The organism is Saccharothrix variisporea (genome assembly GCF_003634995.1).
GTDB lineage: Bacteria > Actinomycetota > Actinomycetes > Mycobacteriales > Pseudonocardiaceae > Actinosynnema > Actinosynnema variisporeum.
Map to the genome: position 1 here is coordinate 6,469,681 of NZ_RBXR01000001.1, position 15,502 is coordinate 6,485,182.

Annotated in this window: 12 protein-coding genes; 9 read left to right on the top strand and 3 right to left on the bottom strand. The window is 75.4% G+C overall.

The window, feature by feature from the left end:
• The first annotated feature begins 22 nt into the window (after nt 1-22).
• From DFJ66_RS29465 to DFJ66_RS29475, 3 genes are read left to right on the top strand one after another with little or no spacing between them, the layout of a single operon-like run.
• Nucleotides 23-646 carry a helix-turn-helix transcriptional regulator gene (locus tag DFJ66_RS29465; RefSeq protein WP_121225860.1) on the top strand — a complete coding sequence of 208 codons (624 nt, stop codon included), beginning with the start codon at nt 23-25 and terminating at the stop codon, nt 644-646.
• Nucleotides 643-2,202 carry an AAA family ATPase gene (locus tag DFJ66_RS29470; RefSeq protein ID WP_121225862.1) on the top strand — a complete coding sequence of 520 codons (1,560 nt, stop codon included), beginning with the start codon at nt 643-645 and terminating at the stop codon, nt 2,200-2,202. The genes DFJ66_RS29465 and DFJ66_RS29470 overlap by 4 nt, the downstream gene beginning before the upstream one ends.
• Nucleotides 2,203-2,222: 20 nt before the next feature.
• Complete coding sequence (locus DFJ66_RS29475) at nt 2,223-2,882, top strand: winged helix-turn-helix domain-containing protein (RefSeq protein ID WP_121225864.1); 660 nt, start codon at nt 2,223-2,225, stop codon at nt 2,880-2,882.
• On the opposite strand, the gene DFJ66_RS29480 is transcribed toward DFJ66_RS29475, so the two are convergent.
• Nucleotides 2,872-4,137: a type VII secretion protein EccE gene (locus DFJ66_RS29480; protein ID WP_147459395.1), complete on the bottom strand. Its 1,266-nt coding sequence runs from the start codon at nt 4,135-4,137 to the stop codon at nt 2,872-2,874. The genes DFJ66_RS29475 and DFJ66_RS29480 overlap by 11 nt on opposite strands.
• A gap of 196 nt (nt 4,138-4,333) precedes the next feature.
• On the opposite strand from DFJ66_RS29480, the gene DFJ66_RS29485 reads away from it, so the two are divergent.
• Genes DFJ66_RS29485 through DFJ66_RS29500 form a run of 4 tightly spaced genes read left to right on the top strand, consistent with a single transcriptional unit; the run spans nt 4,334 to nt 10,596 of the window.
• Nucleotides 4,334-6,433, top strand: a complete 2,100-nt coding sequence (locus tag DFJ66_RS29485) for a fibronectin type III domain-containing protein (RefSeq protein WP_170199726.1) — start codon at nt 4,334-4,336, stop codon at nt 6,431-6,433.
• A 17-nt stretch (nt 6,434-6,450) separates the two neighbouring features.
• Nucleotides 6,451-7,404, top strand: a complete 954-nt coding sequence (locus DFJ66_RS29490; RefSeq protein ID WP_121225870.1) for an AAA family ATPase — start codon at nt 6,451-6,453, stop codon at nt 7,402-7,404.
• 4 nt (nt 7,405-7,408) lie between these two features.
• Complete coding sequence (locus DFJ66_RS29495; protein WP_121225872.1) at nt 7,409-8,512, top strand: DUF58 domain-containing protein; 1,104 nt, start codon at nt 7,409-7,411, stop codon at nt 8,510-8,512.
• Nucleotides 8,491-10,596: a transglutaminase TgpA family protein gene (locus DFJ66_RS29500; RefSeq protein ID WP_121225874.1), complete on the top strand. Its 2,106-nt coding sequence runs from the start codon at nt 8,491-8,493 to the stop codon at nt 10,594-10,596. The genes DFJ66_RS29495 and DFJ66_RS29500 overlap by 22 nt, the downstream gene beginning before the upstream one ends.
• Here the strand turns inward: DFJ66_RS29500 and DFJ66_RS29505 are convergent.
• On the bottom strand, nt 10,548-11,864 hold the full coding sequence (locus DFJ66_RS29505; protein WP_121225876.1) for a serine/threonine protein kinase: 1,317 nt from the start codon (nt 11,862-11,864) through the stop codon (nt 10,548-10,550). The two genes, DFJ66_RS29500 and DFJ66_RS29505, sit on opposite strands and share 49 nt — an antisense overlap.
• Before the next feature lie 123 nt (nt 11,865-11,987).
• On the opposite strand from DFJ66_RS29505, the gene eccD reads away from it, so the two are divergent.
• Together eccD and eccB are read left to right on the top strand one after the other, a co-directional pair.
• A complete protein-coding gene (eccD, locus tag DFJ66_RS29510) occupies nt 11,988-13,343 on the top strand; it encodes a type VII secretion integral membrane protein EccD (RefSeq protein ID WP_121225878.1) in 1,356 nt (451 codons plus the stop codon).
• 1 nt (nt 13,344) lies between these two features.
• Nucleotides 13,345-14,760 (top strand): type VII secretion protein EccB, encoded by a 1,416-nt coding sequence (eccB, locus tag DFJ66_RS29515; RefSeq protein WP_121225880.1) that lies wholly within the window; start codon nt 13,345-13,347, stop codon nt 14,758-14,760.
• 56 nt (nt 14,761-14,816) lie between these two features.
• On the opposite strand, the gene DFJ66_RS29520 is transcribed toward eccB, so the two are convergent.
• Entirely contained in the window at nt 14,817-15,440 is a 624-nt protein-coding gene (locus DFJ66_RS29520; protein WP_170199728.1) for a TetR/AcrR family transcriptional regulator, read from the bottom strand.
• Nucleotides 15,441-15,502 lie beyond the last annotated feature (62 nt).

Sequence of the window (15,502 nt, forward strand, 5' to 3'; positions counted from 1 at the left end):
GAGGAGTGCGGAGGTGGCTGTCATGAACACCCGGTTGAGCCTGGTAGGGGGCACTACCCGGGACACGGGCGTGGACGCGGTGCTGGCGTCGGCCCAACGGGAAGTGCTGGTGCTGAGCACCGGCGCGCTGGGTTCGATCGGCCGGGTGGACCGCGACAACCTGCGCCGGGGCGTCCGCTACCGGGTGCTGGTGCCCGACTCCGTGCGCCTGTCCGGCAAGGTCACCGCCTTCGCGGCGGCCGGCGCGGAGGTCCGCACGGAGACCGCCGTGCCGATGGACGCCCTGGTCGTGGACGGCACGACCGCCCTGCTCCCCGGACCGCACACCGGCGTGGCCGCGTTCCGGCTGAGCGGCGTCGTCGCGGCCACCACCGCCCTGTTCGACCGGATGTGGCCGGTGGCGGTGCCGCTGGCGCCCGCCGAGCCGGTCGAGCACCGGGAAGCGCTGAGCCCGCGCGAACGCGACCTGCTCGCCCTGCTGTGGTCCGGCGCCACCGACGACTCGGCGGCGGCCCGCCTGGGCATCTCCGTCCGCACGGTCCGGCGCATGGTCTCCGACATCATGAACCGGCTCGGGGCCCGCAGCCGCTTCCAGGCCGGCGCCAAGGCGGCCGACCGCGGCTGGCTGATGGACCGTGCCGGATGACCGCCGCGCTGCACGTCTCCGACCGGCCCGGCGGGTACCCGACCCTCGGCCAGGCCCTCGCCGACGCACCCGACGGCACCGTGATCACCCTGGCCGGCGGCACGTACGCGGAGGCGGTCGAGCTGACCGGCCGCCGGGTGACCCTCCAGGCCGCCGCCGGGGCGAGCGTCGTGCTCGACGGTCCGCTGCGGGCGGTCGGCGGTGAGCTGGTGGTGCGGGGGATCGAGGTGCGCGGCGGGATCGCGACCGACGACGTGGCCCTGATCGTGGACCGCTGCACGGTGTCCGGCGGCCGGGGACCGGCGTTGCGGGTGCGCGGCGGCACGGCGTTCGAGGTCGTCGGCTGCACGATCACCGCGGCCGAGCAGGGGGTCGTGGTCGAGGGCGCGCCGGGCACGGTCGTCGGGACCACGATCTCGGAGATCACCGGGGACGGCGTCGTCGTGGGGGTCGGCGCCGACCCGGTGCTGCGGGACTGCACGGTGACCGGCTGCGGCTTGCGCGGGATCTACGTCTACCAGTACAGCCGACCGGTCGTCGAGGACTGCGAGATCTCCCGCACCGGGGCGGAGGGCGTCGTCGCCGCCCACCACGCCGCGCCCGTGCTGCGCCGCTGCACGGTGTCCGCGGGCATCGTGTTCGGGCCCGGGTGCGGCGGCGCGGTGGACTCGTGCGACGGGGACGTCCAGCTCGACCCGGCCGCCACCACGTCGGTCGTCGCAGGCCCGCCTTCGGCCGGCCCGCTGGAGGAGCTGCTGGCCGAGCTGGACGGCATGATCGGCCTGCCGCAGGTCAAGGCCGAGGTCCGGGCCCTGGTGGACGAGTTGCAGGTCAACGAGTGGCGGCGCGCGGCGGGCCTGCCCGTGGGACCGGCCGGCCACCACCTGGTGTTCGCCGGCGCACCCGGCACCGGCAAGACCACCGTGGCCCGGATCTACGGACGGCTGCTCAAGGCCCTGGGCGTGCTGCCCGGCGGCGAGTTCCGCGAGGTGTCCCGGCGCGACCTGGTGGGCCAGTACATCGGCCACACCGCCGAGAAGACCGCCTCGGTGTTCGAGCAGGCGATGGGCGGGGTGCTGTTCATCGACGAGGCCTACACCCTGACCCGGGCGGTGGGCGCGGGGGACTTCGGCCAGGAGGCCGTGGACACGCTGGTCAAGCTGATGGAGGACCACCGCAACTCGGTGGCCGTGATCGTCGCCGGGTACACCGCGGACATGGTCGGGTTCCTGGCGGCGAACCCGGGCCTGGCGTCGAGGTTCGCCAAGACGGTCGAGTTCGAGGACTACACCGCCGAGGAGCTGCTGGGGATCATCGACCGGATGGCGGTCGCCGGCGAGTACCGGCTCGACCGAGGGGCGGACCCGGTGCTGCTGGACCACTTCGAGCGGGCCGCCCTCGAACCGCACTTCGGCAACGCCCGCGACGCGCGGCGGCTGTTCGAGGCGGTGCGCAAGGCCCAGTCGCAGCGGCTGCGGACGTTGGGTCGCGTCCCGGACGTCGAGGAGCTGCGCGAACTGCGGGTGGAGGACGTGCTCGCCGCCGTCACCGGCTGAGTCCGGCTACCGTGCCCGGTGTGCGGGTGCTGATCACCGAGGACGACGACAACCTGCGGGTGGCGTTGGAGGGGGCGTTGCGGGGGGCCGGGTTCGCCGTGGACACCGCCGCCGACCTGCCCTCCGCCGACGAGGCCCTGTTCGTCAACGCCTACGACTGCGTGGTGTTCGACCGGATGCTGCCCTCCGGCGACAGCCTGCGGTACGTGCGGGAGCGGCGGGCGCAGGGGTGGCCGGTGCCCGTGCTGTTCCTGACCGCTCGGGACACCGAGGCCGACCGGGTCGCCGGCCTGCGGGTCGGCGGCGGGGACTACCTGGTCAAGCCGTTCGCCATGGCCGAGCTCGTGGCGCGGGTGCGCAACCTGTGCCGGCTGGGGTGGGACGGGCCGCCGAGCGTGTTGCGCTGTGCGGACGTCGAGCTCGACCCCGGGCGGCACCGGGTCACGCGGGGCGGGGTGCTGCTCACCCTGACGCGCAAGGAGTTCCTGCTGCTGGAGCGGTTGATGTCCACGCCGGGCACGCCGGTGTCGAAGCAGGAGCTGCTGTCGCGCGGCTGGGACGAGATGATCGACCCGAGGTCGAACGTCCTCGAGGTCGTGATCGCGGCCCTGCGCCGCAAGCTGCACGAACCGCTGCTGATCCACACCGTGCGCGGGTTCGGGTACCTGATCAGCGGGTGAAGCCCGGCGGCAGGGTGGCGGCCAGGCCCGCGCGGTGCCGGCCGTCCAGGCGTTCCAGCGCGATGCCGCGTTCCCGGGCCAGGCGGGCGACCTGGTCGGCGGCGGCGTCCAGGGCGCGGGGGTCGGTGGCGGCCACCCGGACGACGGCTTCGGTGCTCCGGCCGGTGCGAGCGGTCACGGACACCGTCACGGCGGCGTGCGGCACGGCGGTGAGCAGCCAGCGCAGGAGTTGGGTCGCCACGGTCGCGGGGAGGCGGTCCCAGCCGTCGAGGCGGAAGCAGGCCTGGGCGACCGGGCCGCTCCACCACAGCCGCCACTGCTCGCGGACCGCGGGCCGGTCGTCGGTGAGGTGGGCCAGCGCGCACACCGTCGCCAGGGCCTCGGACCTGGTCAGGGCGTGGGTGTCGACGCCGTCGCGGCGCAGGGTGCGGCGGACCCGGCGGACCGCGTTGCCCAGGGTCCGGCGGACGTCGTCCTCGCCGTGGGTCTCGACCGTGCGCAGGGCCTGCAACGCGATCCACACGCGGGGGTGCGTGGGGCCGGAGTGGTGGAGGAACCGGACGGCGAACTCCTCGCCGGTGTCGGGCAGGAGGGTTTCGGGGGTCGGCACGGCCTTGGTCAGGTCGCGCTGTGCCGAGGGGCGCAGCACGGCGGTGACCCCTTGAGCGGTGCCGGCCAGGAACGCGGGCTCGTCGTCCAGCCGGGTCTCGACGCCGGTCGCGGCGAGGGGCAGCCGGCCGCGGTCGCGGCGCAGGAACGCCAGGCCCACCGCGGCCCACTCCCACAGCCACCGGCCTCGGCGGCGGACGGCGGTCAGGACGACGACGGCCAACGCCCCGATGACCACGGCGGTGAAGACCGGCCAGGGCTGCTCCAGCGCGGCCACGACCGCGACCACGGCGAGCTGCCAGCACAGGAGTTGGGGCAGGTGCAGGGGGCCGAGCGCCCGCCGGGGCCGGGGTGTCGACTGGGGCGGCGTGGGCGGCGGGCTGGGGGCGGGCCGGGGGCTGGGCGGAGGCGGGGGCGGGGGTGCGGAAGGTGCGGGGCGGGCCGCCGCCAACTGGGCTTGGACGGCCGCCGGATGCGCCTGCGCCGCTGGGATCGCTGGGGCCGGCTGCATCGCGGGGATTGCGTGCGCCGCCGGGATCGGCGGGGCCGCCGGCAGCGGCTGGGCTGGAGCGGCGGCGGGCGGCGGCGGGGCCCAGGCGGCGGGAGTGGCCTGGAGTTGCGCTTGCGGGGACCAGGGACTCGTCACGACCCCGGACGGTCCGCCCCACCGCATGAGTTTTCGATGACACACCGGTGAATCCGGCCGGAACCTGTCATCCGACCCGCTCGCCGCCTACCCCGCTGCTACCGTCCCGGATTATGATCCCCATTCGGATGACGGTCGTAATCCCAACCGTGGGGAGAGGTTCGGAGAGGCGCCGCGACAGATGAAGATCAGCAGCGTGACGCGCACGCGCGCGATGATCGCCGTGCTGGTGGCGGCCTGCGTCGGGGTCGTCGGCGTCGCCGCCGCGGGCCAGACCCCCGTCGCGCCCGGCCTCCAGTTCTTCCCGGTGGGCCACTGGGTCTACAACGCGGCCTTCCAGACCGCCTTCCACGTCGACGGCTCCACCAACCAGGTCGACGCGCGCGTCGCCGTGCCCGGTGTCGAGCCGGGGGCGCAGGTGGTGCAGGGCGAGCGCTCCGGCTACGTCGTCGAGCGCTCCCGCATCACCGTGTTCGACAAGTCCACGCTCAGCGTCGAGAACGCCCAGAACCCGCCCGCCGCCGAGCAGCCCGTGGTGCTGGAGGTCGCTGGCGGCCCGTACCTGGTCTACCGCAACGCGGGCCAGGTCGTGCGGCTGGGCGACCCGGCCGCGACGGTCCCGGCGGGCGGACCGCTGTCCGAGCCGGCCGTGACCGGGGACGGCAGCGTGTGGCTGCACCGCGTGGACTCCGGCGCGCTGTGCGAACTCCCGCGCGAGGCCGAGGTGCTGACCTGTCCCGCGCAGGTCGAGCCCGGCCACACCGGCGCGCTCACCGTGGTCGACGACCGGCCCGTGCTGGTCGACACCACCGCGGACGCCTTGCGCCCCTTCGACCAGGACGGCTTCGGCCCGTCCGTGCCCCTGGGCGTGGACCTCCCGTCCACCGCGCAGGTCGCGAGCACCACCGCGGGTGGGCGCCTGGCCGTGGTCGACCCCGACCGCGCCCGCATGCACCTGATCGACACCGCCGGCCTGGACAAGCGCCCGGTGGCCGACCCGGTCGAGGTGACCCTGCCCGGCACCGGCCGCTACTCCGGCCCGGTCGCGACCGCCCGCGTGGTCACGCTGGTCGACCAGACCCGCAACGAGGTCCTCACCTACGACAGCGACGGCGCCCGCCGGAGCGTCACCAAGGTGCCCGGCAAGGCCGGGTCGCCCCGGCTCGCGCGCGGCGAGGACGACCGCGTCTACGTGGAGAACCAGGACGGCTCACAGGTCCTGGTGGTGGACGGCGAGAAGGGCTCGGTCGTCACCATGGACGTCGGCAAGGCCGCCGACGACCGGACCGACGAACGCCCCACCGGCGCGACGACCACCACCGCCGCCCCCGAGACCACCACCCCGACCACCACGACCCCGCCCGCCGACGACCGCAGGATCACCACCCGGCTCACGCCCCCGGTCGCGCGGGCCACCGCGCCCGGCGCACCCGGTGACGTCGCGGCGGAAGCCGGGGACGCCAGTGCCACGGTCCGCTGGGACCCGGCCCCGCCCAACGGCGCGCCGGTCACCGCGTACCACGTGTCCTGGGACGGCGGCTCCACCTCGGTCGGCGGCGGTACGCACAGCGCCCGCCTCGACGGCCTGGCCAACGGGGTGGCGCACGTGTTCACCGTCGTCGCCGAGAACGAGGCCGGGCGCGGCCCGGGGGCCAGTTCCGCCGCCGTCGTGCCGCTGGGTGTGGCGACCGCCCCGGACGTCACCGCGACGACGACCTTCGGCGGCTCGACGGTCACGTGGACCGAGCCGGACCTGCGTGGCGGCACGCTCGTGCACTACCTCGTGCAGATGCCCGGCCAGCCCGACCGCCAGGTCACCGGCACCACCACCGACTACACCAGCTTCACCGGCGCGCTGGGCAGCCTGGTCACCGTCCGCGCGGTCACCCGCTACGGCCCGCCCGGGTCGCCGACCAGCCTCGGTCACCCCGGCACCGCGGTGGTCCCGACGCTGCTGGGCCTGCCGGCGGTCAAGTTCGTCGGGGTCCGCTGGGCGGGCACCGGGCGGGCGATCGCGACCGTGGACGTCAACACCAGCGGCGTCCCCACGACGTGCGAGCTGAGCAACTTCAACCTGGACAACCGCCCGCCGGTCAAGGTCGCCTGCGCCGGCGTGCAGGAGATCGCGATCGACGTGCCCGGGACCAACCAGACCAGTTCGCTCGACCTGACCCTGAACGCGAGCAACGCCAACGGCAGCGCGCAGCCCGCCACCTGGCGCGGCGTCCCGGCGTCCGGTGGCGGCGCGGGCGGCGCACGACGACCCCGCACCTCCGGCGGCATGGCCGCGTGGTGAGGACAGAAAGGCGAAGGATGACACCCACCCCAGGCACCGCGTTCGACCTGATCGCGCGCAACGTGCAACTGGTCGTGCGCGGCAAGCCCGAGGTCGTGCGCCTGGCCGTGGCGGCGCTGTTCGCCGAGGGGCACCTGCTGCTGGAGGACGTGCCGGGCGTCGGCAAGACGACCCTGGCGCGCTGCCTCGCAGGCAGCATCGGCGGCTCGTGGCAGCGCATCCAGTTCACCCCGGACCTGCTGCCCGGCGACATCACCGGCGTCATGGTCTACCACCAGGGCGAGGAGGGGTTCCGGTTCCACCCCGGCGGGATCTTCGCCAACGTGGTGCTGGCCGACGAGATCAACCGGGGCACGCCCAAGACGCAGGCGGCGCTGCTGGAGGTCATGGAGGAGTGCCGGGTCACCGTCGACTCCGTCCGCCACGACGTGCCGCGCCCGTTCCTGGTGGTGGCCACGCAGAACCCGATCGAGATGGAGGGCACCTACCGGCTGCCCGAGGCGCAGCTCGACCGGTTCCTGATGCGGCTGTCGGTGGGCTACCCCGACCACGACGCCGAGGTGATGGTGGTGCTCGGCGACCGGGCCGGGGTGAGCCCGGACGACCTGCGGCCGGTGCTGGACCTCGCCGGGCTTCAAGAGGTCATCGCCGAGGTGCGGCGGTGCCGGGTGGCGCGGGAGATCGTGTCCTACGCGGTGCGCCTGGCCACGGCGAGCCGCCACCACCCGGCGGTGCGGTTCGGCGTGAGCCCGCGCGGCAGCGTGGCCCTGATCCGGGCGGCGCAGGCTTTGGCCGCCACGCACGGCCGGGACTACGTGGTGCCCGACGACGTGAAGGACGTGGCGCACGCGGTGATGTGCCACCGGCTCGTGCTCACCCCGGACGCGGAGCTGAGCCGGCGGCTGCCCGAGCAGGTCGTGTCCGAGCTGCTGGCCGACACCGCCGCGCCCACGGCCGCGGTCGGGGGCTGAGGCCGTGCGGCTCACCCGCCGGGGCGTCGTCGTCCTGGTGGCGGCGGTCGGGTTCTTCGCACTCGGCACCCTCGCCGGGCACGCGTTCTTCCGCGCACTGGCAGGGGTTGCGGTCGGCGGGCTGCTCGCGGCCGTGGCCACGGCGATGGTGCGGCCCAAGGTCGAGGTGACCCGGACCGTGCACCCGGAGCGGGTCGAGCGCGGCACGCCCGCGCTGGCCACGGTCGTCGTGCGCAACCCGACGCCACGCCGGCAGGGCGGGTTCACCGGCGGCGACCGGGTGGGCGGGGCGACCCGGGAGATCCGGGTCCGGCCGCTGCTGCCCGGCGCGGAGGCGACCTACCACTACGAGGTGCCGACGGCGGTGCGCGGGCTGCTGCGGGTCGGGCCGTTCCACGTGCACCGGTTCGACCCGTTCGACCTGGTGCGCGGCCACCCGGCGGTGGGTGGCGCGACGGAGCTGTGGGTGCACCCGCGCGTCCACGCGGCCCGCCCGCCGCGCGTGGCGCACCCCCGGCACCACTACGACGGCCCGGTGACCGACCCGCCGCTGCGGGGGTCGGCGGACCTGCGGCGGGTGCGCGAGTACGTGCCCGGTGACGAGGTGCGGCACCTGCACTGGAAGGCGTCGGCGCGGACCGGGCGGCTGATGGTGCGCGAGTACGTGGACCCGGCGCGGACGCGGTGCACGGTGGTGCTGGACACGCGGCCGTCGTCGCTGTCCGCCGACGCCTTCGAGGAGGCGGTGGAGGTGGCCGCGTCGCTGGTGTCGGCGGCCGCGGCGGCGGGGCAGCAGTGCGGGCTGGTGACGTGCGGGGCGGAGTGGTCGGTGGAGAGCGGGTTGCGGGCGGCACGGGCGTTGCTGGACCGGTTGTGCGTGGTGGCGCAGGACGCGCCCGCCGATGCGCCGCTGGTGCGGTCGGCGGCGGTGCGGCCCGGTGGCGCGGTGGTCGTGGTGACCGGGCCGGTCGCGGACCTGGGGCCGGTGGCGCGGTGGCGGCCCGACGCGGTGATCCGGTTGGGGGTGCCGCGGGGTGCGGCGGCCGGGGTGGTCACGGCGGGGACGGCGGCGGAGGCGGTGGCGTCGTGGAACGCCCTGGTGGGGTGACCGTGGGTCGGGTCGGGGTGCTCGGGCTGCTGGGTGCCGCCGGGGTGGCGGGGTTGTTGTTCGCGCCCGTGTTCGGGCTGCTTCCCTTGCTGCTGCCCGTGTTCGTTGTGCTCGTGACGGCGTTCGTGGCCGTTGAGGTGTGCTTCCGGTGGCCCTGGCTGGTGCCGGTGCGCCCCCTTTTGGTGCTGTTGTCGGGCTTGCTGGGGCTGATCCCGCCGACCGGTGCTTCGCCGGCCCTGTTGTGGCGCGGGGCGACCGAAGGCTGGTTGCTGACGTTGCAATCCACCTGGCCCGCGCGGCCGGAGCCGGAGCTGCTGCTGTTCGTGCCGCTGGCGGTACTGCTCGCGGTGGTGCTGGGGACGGAAATCCTGCTGCGGTCACGGGTTCCGGGTGCGGCGCTCGTGCCGGTGCTCTTGGTGGCCGGGTTGTCGCAGCTGTACGAACCGGTGAGCGGGCTCGCCGCGGTCGGCGCGGGGGTGGCGTTCGCGGTGCCCGCCGGCCTGGTGCTGGTCCGGCACCGCGGGCGGGCCACGCTCTCCACCGGCCGGCGGGCGGCGGTGCTGCTGGTCGCGGCGGCGGTGGGCGCGGTGGCACTGGGCGGGTTCCCGGTGGCGCGCGAACCCGTGCGGCTGAAGGGGGATGCGGTCGCCCTGCGGCAGAACCGGGTGGGCAACCCGCTCACCGAGGTGGCGCAGCGGTTGGCGGACGGCGACCGCGAGGTGTTCCGGTACCGGGCCGACGGTCGGGTCGACCGGTGGAGCCTGGTCGTGCTGGCCGGCTTCGACGGCGTGAACTGGACCGCCGACCCCGACCTGCGCCGCCTGGGCGCGCGCCGCGACGGCACCGGCACCCGCACCGCCGAGGTGACCGTCCAGGGGCTCACCGGGCCGTGGCTGCCGTCCCAGAGCACCCCGCTGGTCGTGGACGGCCTGGCGCCGCTGGTGGACGAGTCCGCCGGCACGCTGCTGCTCGACGGGTCCACCACCGACCGCCGCTACACGCTGACGTGGTCCGAACCCGGCGTGGACGGCGAGGCCCTGGGCGCGGGCACCGTGGACCCTGGGGCGGACGGTGGCCTCGGCGGCGTGGGCGCGGTGCCGCCGGAGATCGGGCAGTTGGCGCAGGAGGCCGTGCGCGGGCTGCGGCCGACGTTCCAGTCCGCGTTGCAGCTCGAACGGTTCCTCGCCACGAACTACCGGGTCGCGAGCGGCGAAGACCTCCCGACCGGGCACGGGTGGCCGCAGCTGCGCCGGTTCCTCACCGACACCAAGCGCGGCACCAGCGAGCAGTTCGCCGCCGCGTACGTGGTGCTGGCGCGGATGAACGGCATCCCGGCCCGGCTGGTCGTCGGGTACCGGGGCGGGGAGCGCGCGTCGGACGGCTCGTACGTGGTGCGGAACAAGGACGTCCTGGCGTGGCCGGAGGTCGCCGTGACCGGCGTCGGCTGGGTGCCGCTCGACCCGACCCCGTCCGCCGCGGCCGGCGCGGCGGCCGAACCCGGGGCGACCACCGGCTTGGCGAAGGCCGCCGGCCAGGCCCGCGCGCAGTTGCCGACCGAGGACGAACTGCGCCCGCCGGAGCAGCCGCGCAAGCCCGCGGACGTGCCCGCCACGGCGTTCGACGCCGGGCACGCCGCGCTGGTGGTCGGGGCGGTGGTGCTCGCGCTCGGGCTGTGCTGGCTGGTGGGGGTGCCGCTGGCGAAGGCCGTGCGGGCGCGGCGGCGTCGGCGGCGGGCCGGGGCGGACGGCGTGGTGGCGGCGTGGGCGGAGGTGTGCGACCGGCTGCGGGCGCACGGCGTGCCGTTCCGGGTCGGCATGACCCCGCGCGACCTGGCGTCGGCGGCGGGCGAGGCGACGGCGGGACCGATCACGCGGCTGGGGCGCGTGCTGGACATGGTGCTGTGGTCGGGCGTCCCGGTCGGCGACGGGTCCGTGCGCAAGGCGTGGGAGGAGGAGCGGCTGGTGCGGGAGGTGCTGGCCGCCCGGCCGCGCGGCGCCCGGCTGCGGGCGGCGTTGGACCCGCGTCCGCTGTTCGGTCAGAGCGTGCAGCGCGCGCCGCGCACCGGGACCGGTTCGCTGGTGTAGACGGCCCGGCTGTCGGTGCCGCGGACCTGGAAGCAGTAGCGGCGGCCGGGGTCGACGGGCACGCGCAGGCTGTGCTGGCGATGCGCGACCAGGAACATGTTCTGGATGCCCTCGCCCGCCACGACGACTGTGAAGTCCAACTCCCGGTCGGCCTGCCAGGTCAGCTCGACGTGGTCGCCCTGGTCGGCCGGCGGGTCCAGGACGAGCGTGACCTGTGCCGGTTCGGTGCTGGTCGTGGGTTTCGGCGTGGTCGTGGCGGCGACGGGGATCTTGGCGGGCTCGTCGTCCGGGAGGAGCAGCGGGACGGCGACCAGAGAGGCGACCACCAGGCCGGCGCCGATCAGCGCGGGGGTGCGCCAGGCTCGAGCGGTGCGCTTGGGGGCCGCGGTGTTGTCGGTGGTGTGCACGAGCGTGCGGCCGGGCGGCCGGGGAGCGTCCACAAAGGACGGAACGGGTGGTGGGCCGGCGAAGGTCGGGTGGTGGGGCGTGGTCAGCAGGTCTTCGAAGAGGCGGGCCAACTCGCCGGCGTCGGGCGGTCGGGCGGCCGGGTCCTTGGCCAGCAGCCGGTTCACCGCGTCGGCCAGCTCGTGCGGCACCCCCTCGCCGCGCACGGGCGGCACCTGTTCGCGCAGCACCCGCAGGATGCGTTCGCTCGGCGGCTCGCCGGTCCGGCGCGGGAAGGGCGGTGCGCCGGTCAGCATCGTGTGGAGGACCGCGCCCAGGCCGTAGAGGTCGGAGGCGGTGGTGCGCGAGTCGTCGCGCAGGGTTTCCGGCGCGGTGAACTCCAAGGCGTGCGTGGGGTCGCGCGGGAACCGTTCGCGCAGCGACAGCCCGAAGTCCGACACCACGAACTCGCCGGACCCGTGCCACAGCACGTTGTGCGGCGTGATCCCGCCGTGCACGACGCCGACCGAGTGCGCCGCCGCCAGGGCGCGGGCGATCGCCAACCCGACCCCCAGGGCGTCCCGCACGCCGGGCGAACCGACTGCAGAGGACAGCAGATCCGCCAGGGACCCGTGGCACAGGCGCATCCGCACGCCCGACCGCCCGTCCGGCAGCTCCACGATCCCGTCCACCGGCAGCACCTGCGGGACCGCGGCCGAGGCTAGGGCACGCCGCTCGCGGTCGAGCCATTCGGTGGTGTCGCGGTCGAAGCGCTCGGCGTAGACCTTCACCGCGACCTCGGCCCCGGTGTCGGCGAGCGTGGCCGCGTAGACGCTCGCCACCGGACCGGACGCGAGCAGCCTCGGCGCGATCACCGTCTCCACGAGCCCACACCCCTAGTCCACGACACGTACAGAGCGTAGGAACCCACCCCAGCGGCCGAGGGACGGTGGCCGCTTCATGCCTTGCCCACCCGCGCCGCGCACGGCGGCGCGAAGCTTCGACCCATGCAGACTACCGGCCTGGTCAGGGTCACCGTCGCGGCTCCGCGCCGGCGGATCGACCTGGCGTTGCCCGAACACGCGGCGGTCGCCGAGGTGCTGCCCGGACTGCTCGCGCGGGCGGGCGAAGGGCTCGCCGACGACGGTGTGGCGGACGGCGGTTGGGTGCTGCGCCGCGCCGACGGGACGGCCTTCGACCCCGACCGCACGCTGGCCGCGCACCGGATCCGCGACGGCGAGGTCCTGCACCTCGCGCCGCGCCGCCTGGAGTGGCCCGAACTGGAGTACGACGACCTCGTCGACGCGATCGCCACCGGCTCGGGCCGCGACCGCGCCTGGGGTCCCCGGCACACCCGCCGCGCGGGCCTGGCGGTCGGAGCGGTCGCGGTGCTGCTCGTGCTGGTGCCGGTCCTGCGCGCCGGACCGCCCTGGACGACGCCCGCGCTGTGGTCGCTGGGCGCGGCTGCCCTGCTCGTGGTCGTCGGGGTCGTGCTGGCCCGTGCGGTCGGTGACGCCGCCGCCGGTGCCGTGGTCGCGGCCGTCGCGCTGCCGTTCGCGGTCGCGGGCGGTGGTCTGCTGCTCGCGGGTGGTCGGCCGTTGACCGGTCTGGCCGCCGGGCACCTGCTGCTCGCGGGTGCCGCGCTGCTGTTGTTCGCCCTGGCGGCCCACCTGGGGGTGACGGCCGCGCCGGCGTTGTGGGCGGGTGCGGTCACCGTGGGCGTGTGGTGCGTGGTGGCGGGGTGGTTGGGCACCGGCGGGTGGGTGTCGCACGAGTCGGCGGCGGTGGTCGCGGGCGGTGTGCTCGCGCTGTCGCCGGGGTTCGCGCCGCTGGCGCTGCGGCTGGGACGGGTGCCGATGCCCGTGCTGCCGCGCACGACGGCCGACCTGGTCCGCGACGACCCCCAACCGCCGCTGCCCCTGGTGCACCTGGCGGTCGTGCGGGCCGACGCGCTGCTCACCGGGATGGTGGGCGGGTCGGCGCTGGTGGTCGCGGGCTGCGAGATCGTGTTGGTGCGCAGCGACGACACCTCCGCGCTGGTGCTGTCGGGCGTGGTGGCGGCGGGTCTCCTGCTGCGCGCCCGGCTGTACCCCGTGCTGCGGCACCGGGTTCCGCTGCTGGCCGCCGGGGTGACCGGGGCCGCGTGCCTGGCGGTGGGGCCGTGGTCCGACAAGGCGGCGCCGGTCCTGCTCGTGGTGGCGGCCGGGGTGGTCGCCGCCGGGATGGTGTTCAGCACCCGCGCGCCCAACCCGTACGTCGGTCGGTTCGCCGAGTACGCCGAGATCCTCGTGGTGGTGGCCGTGGTGCCGTTGGTGTGCTCGGTGCTGGGCCTGTTCGGGTACGTGCGCGGGCTGGGGGGCTGAAGTGGCGTCCAAACGGGACCAGTTGCAGGCCTACCAGTTCCTGGTGCAGCGGGCCACGTCCGCGCTCGTCACCGGGGAGACCGACCCCGAGCAGCCGCCGTTCCGGCGTCCGGTCGGGGCGACGTTCGCGGGCATCGCGCTGGCGATCGTGGCGCTGGCGTGCGTCGGCGTGTACGGGATGATCGTGCCGGGCGGCAACAACGCGTGGCGCAAGGACGACGCCGTGATCGTCGAGAAGGAGACCGGCACCCGGTACGTCTACCTGGACGGCCGCCTGCACCCGGTCGCCAACTACGCCTCCGCGCTGCTGCTCGTCGGCAGCCACGGCACCACGGAACGGGTGTCGCGCGACTCGCTGGTCGGCGTGCCGCGCGGTCCCCGCCTGGGCATCGCCGACGCCCCCGACGCGCTGCCCGGACCGGACCGCCTGCTGACCGGGTCGTGGTCGCTGTGCTCGGTGCCCGCCGGGGACGCGGCCGGATCCCGGATCGAGGAGTCCGTCCTGCTGGTCGGTGCCGCGCCGGACGGCGGCGGCGACCCGGGCGACCGGGCGCTGCTGGCGGAGCTCGCGCCGACCGGCGAGCGGTTCCTGGTGTGGCGCGGGAAGCGGCACCGCATCGACGACTACCCCGCCGTGGGCACCGGGTTGGCGTTGAGCGCGCAGCCGTGGGCGCGGGTCGGCCGGGCGTGGCTCGACGTGCTGCCCGAGGGCGCGGCCATCGGTCCGGTCGCGGTGCCCGGCGCGGGCGAGCCGTCGACCGCCGTGCCCGGCCGCGCGGACCTGCGGGTCGGCACGCTGCTGGTGGTCCGGACGTCCGGCGGCGGGACGCAGCACTACCTGGCCGGCCGCGACGCGTTGCAGCCGATCACCGAGCTGCAGTACGACGTCCAGCGCGCCTACGCCCCCGTGCTGGCCGCCTACCCCGGTGCCGAACCGAAAGCCGTGCCGCTGGCCCCGGCCCTGGCGGCGTCGGCCCGCAAGCTGGAGCCCTCCACCGCCGACGCGCCCACCTCGCGACCGGAGTTCATGCCGTTGCGTGACCGGGAGACCACGGTCTGCGCCACCTTCGAACCGGACGACCCGACCCCTCGGCTGCGCGTCGACCCCGTGCTGCCGCAAGCGGACCCGATGACCGCCACCGCACGCCGTGACCCCAAGGGCACCCCGCTCGCGGACCGGGTGCACGTGCCGCCGGGTTGGGCCGCCGTGGTCGAGGCGATGCCCGCGCCGGGTGCGCCCGCCGGGACGCTCACGGTCGTGACGGACCTGGGCCGCCGCTACCCGCTGGCGACACCGGACGTCCTCGGCGTCCTGGGGTACGCGACCGCCAAGCCGGTCCGCCTGCCCGCGACCCTGGTGGCCCGACTACCGGAAGGCCCCGGCCTCGACCCGGTAGCGGCGGCCCGCCAACCCTGAGCCCGCCCAGGCCTCGAGCCCGCCCAGGCCCCGAGCCCGCCCAGACCCCGAGCCCGTCAGCCCTGAGCGTCCGGTGACATCGCGTCCATGATCAGGCTCACGATGTCCCCGTAGAGCCCGGCCCGCACGACCCCCGGCTCGATCACTTCCTGCAGCGCCAGCCCGAGGAACAGGCCGTTCATGCCCATCGCCATGTCGGTCGCGGTCATGTCGGACTTGAGCGTCCCGCTGTCCACCTCGTGCTGGATCAACGCGCCCATCATGTTCCGGATCGTCCGCCCGCCCTCGGAGAACCGCGCCCGCACCTCCGGGTCGCGCGCGGCGGCGAAGAGGAACTCCATGTGCAGCAGGAACCAGTCCGGGTTCGCCTTCAGGTCGACCATGGACCAGTCCGTGACGACCTTCATCCGTTCCCGCAGCGTGCCCTCGGCGGCGAGGAAGACCTGGGCCAGCGCCTCGGCCCGCTTGGTCGTGGTCTGCTCGTAGAGCGCGAAGAACAGGTCCTGCTTGTTCCGGAACTGCGAGTAGACCGCGCCGTGCGTGTACCCGGCCTCCTCGGCGATGTCGCCCACGGACGCGCCGGAGTACCCCTTGCGCGCGAACACCCGGGCCGCCGCGTCCAACAGGTCGGCGCGGGTCCGGGCGGCCTTCTCGGCGCGGGACTGGCGGTGCTGGGTCACTGCATCGCGTTCCTGATCGGAGATTGCGCCGGCAATGTGAACGCGACCACGATAGCCCACCT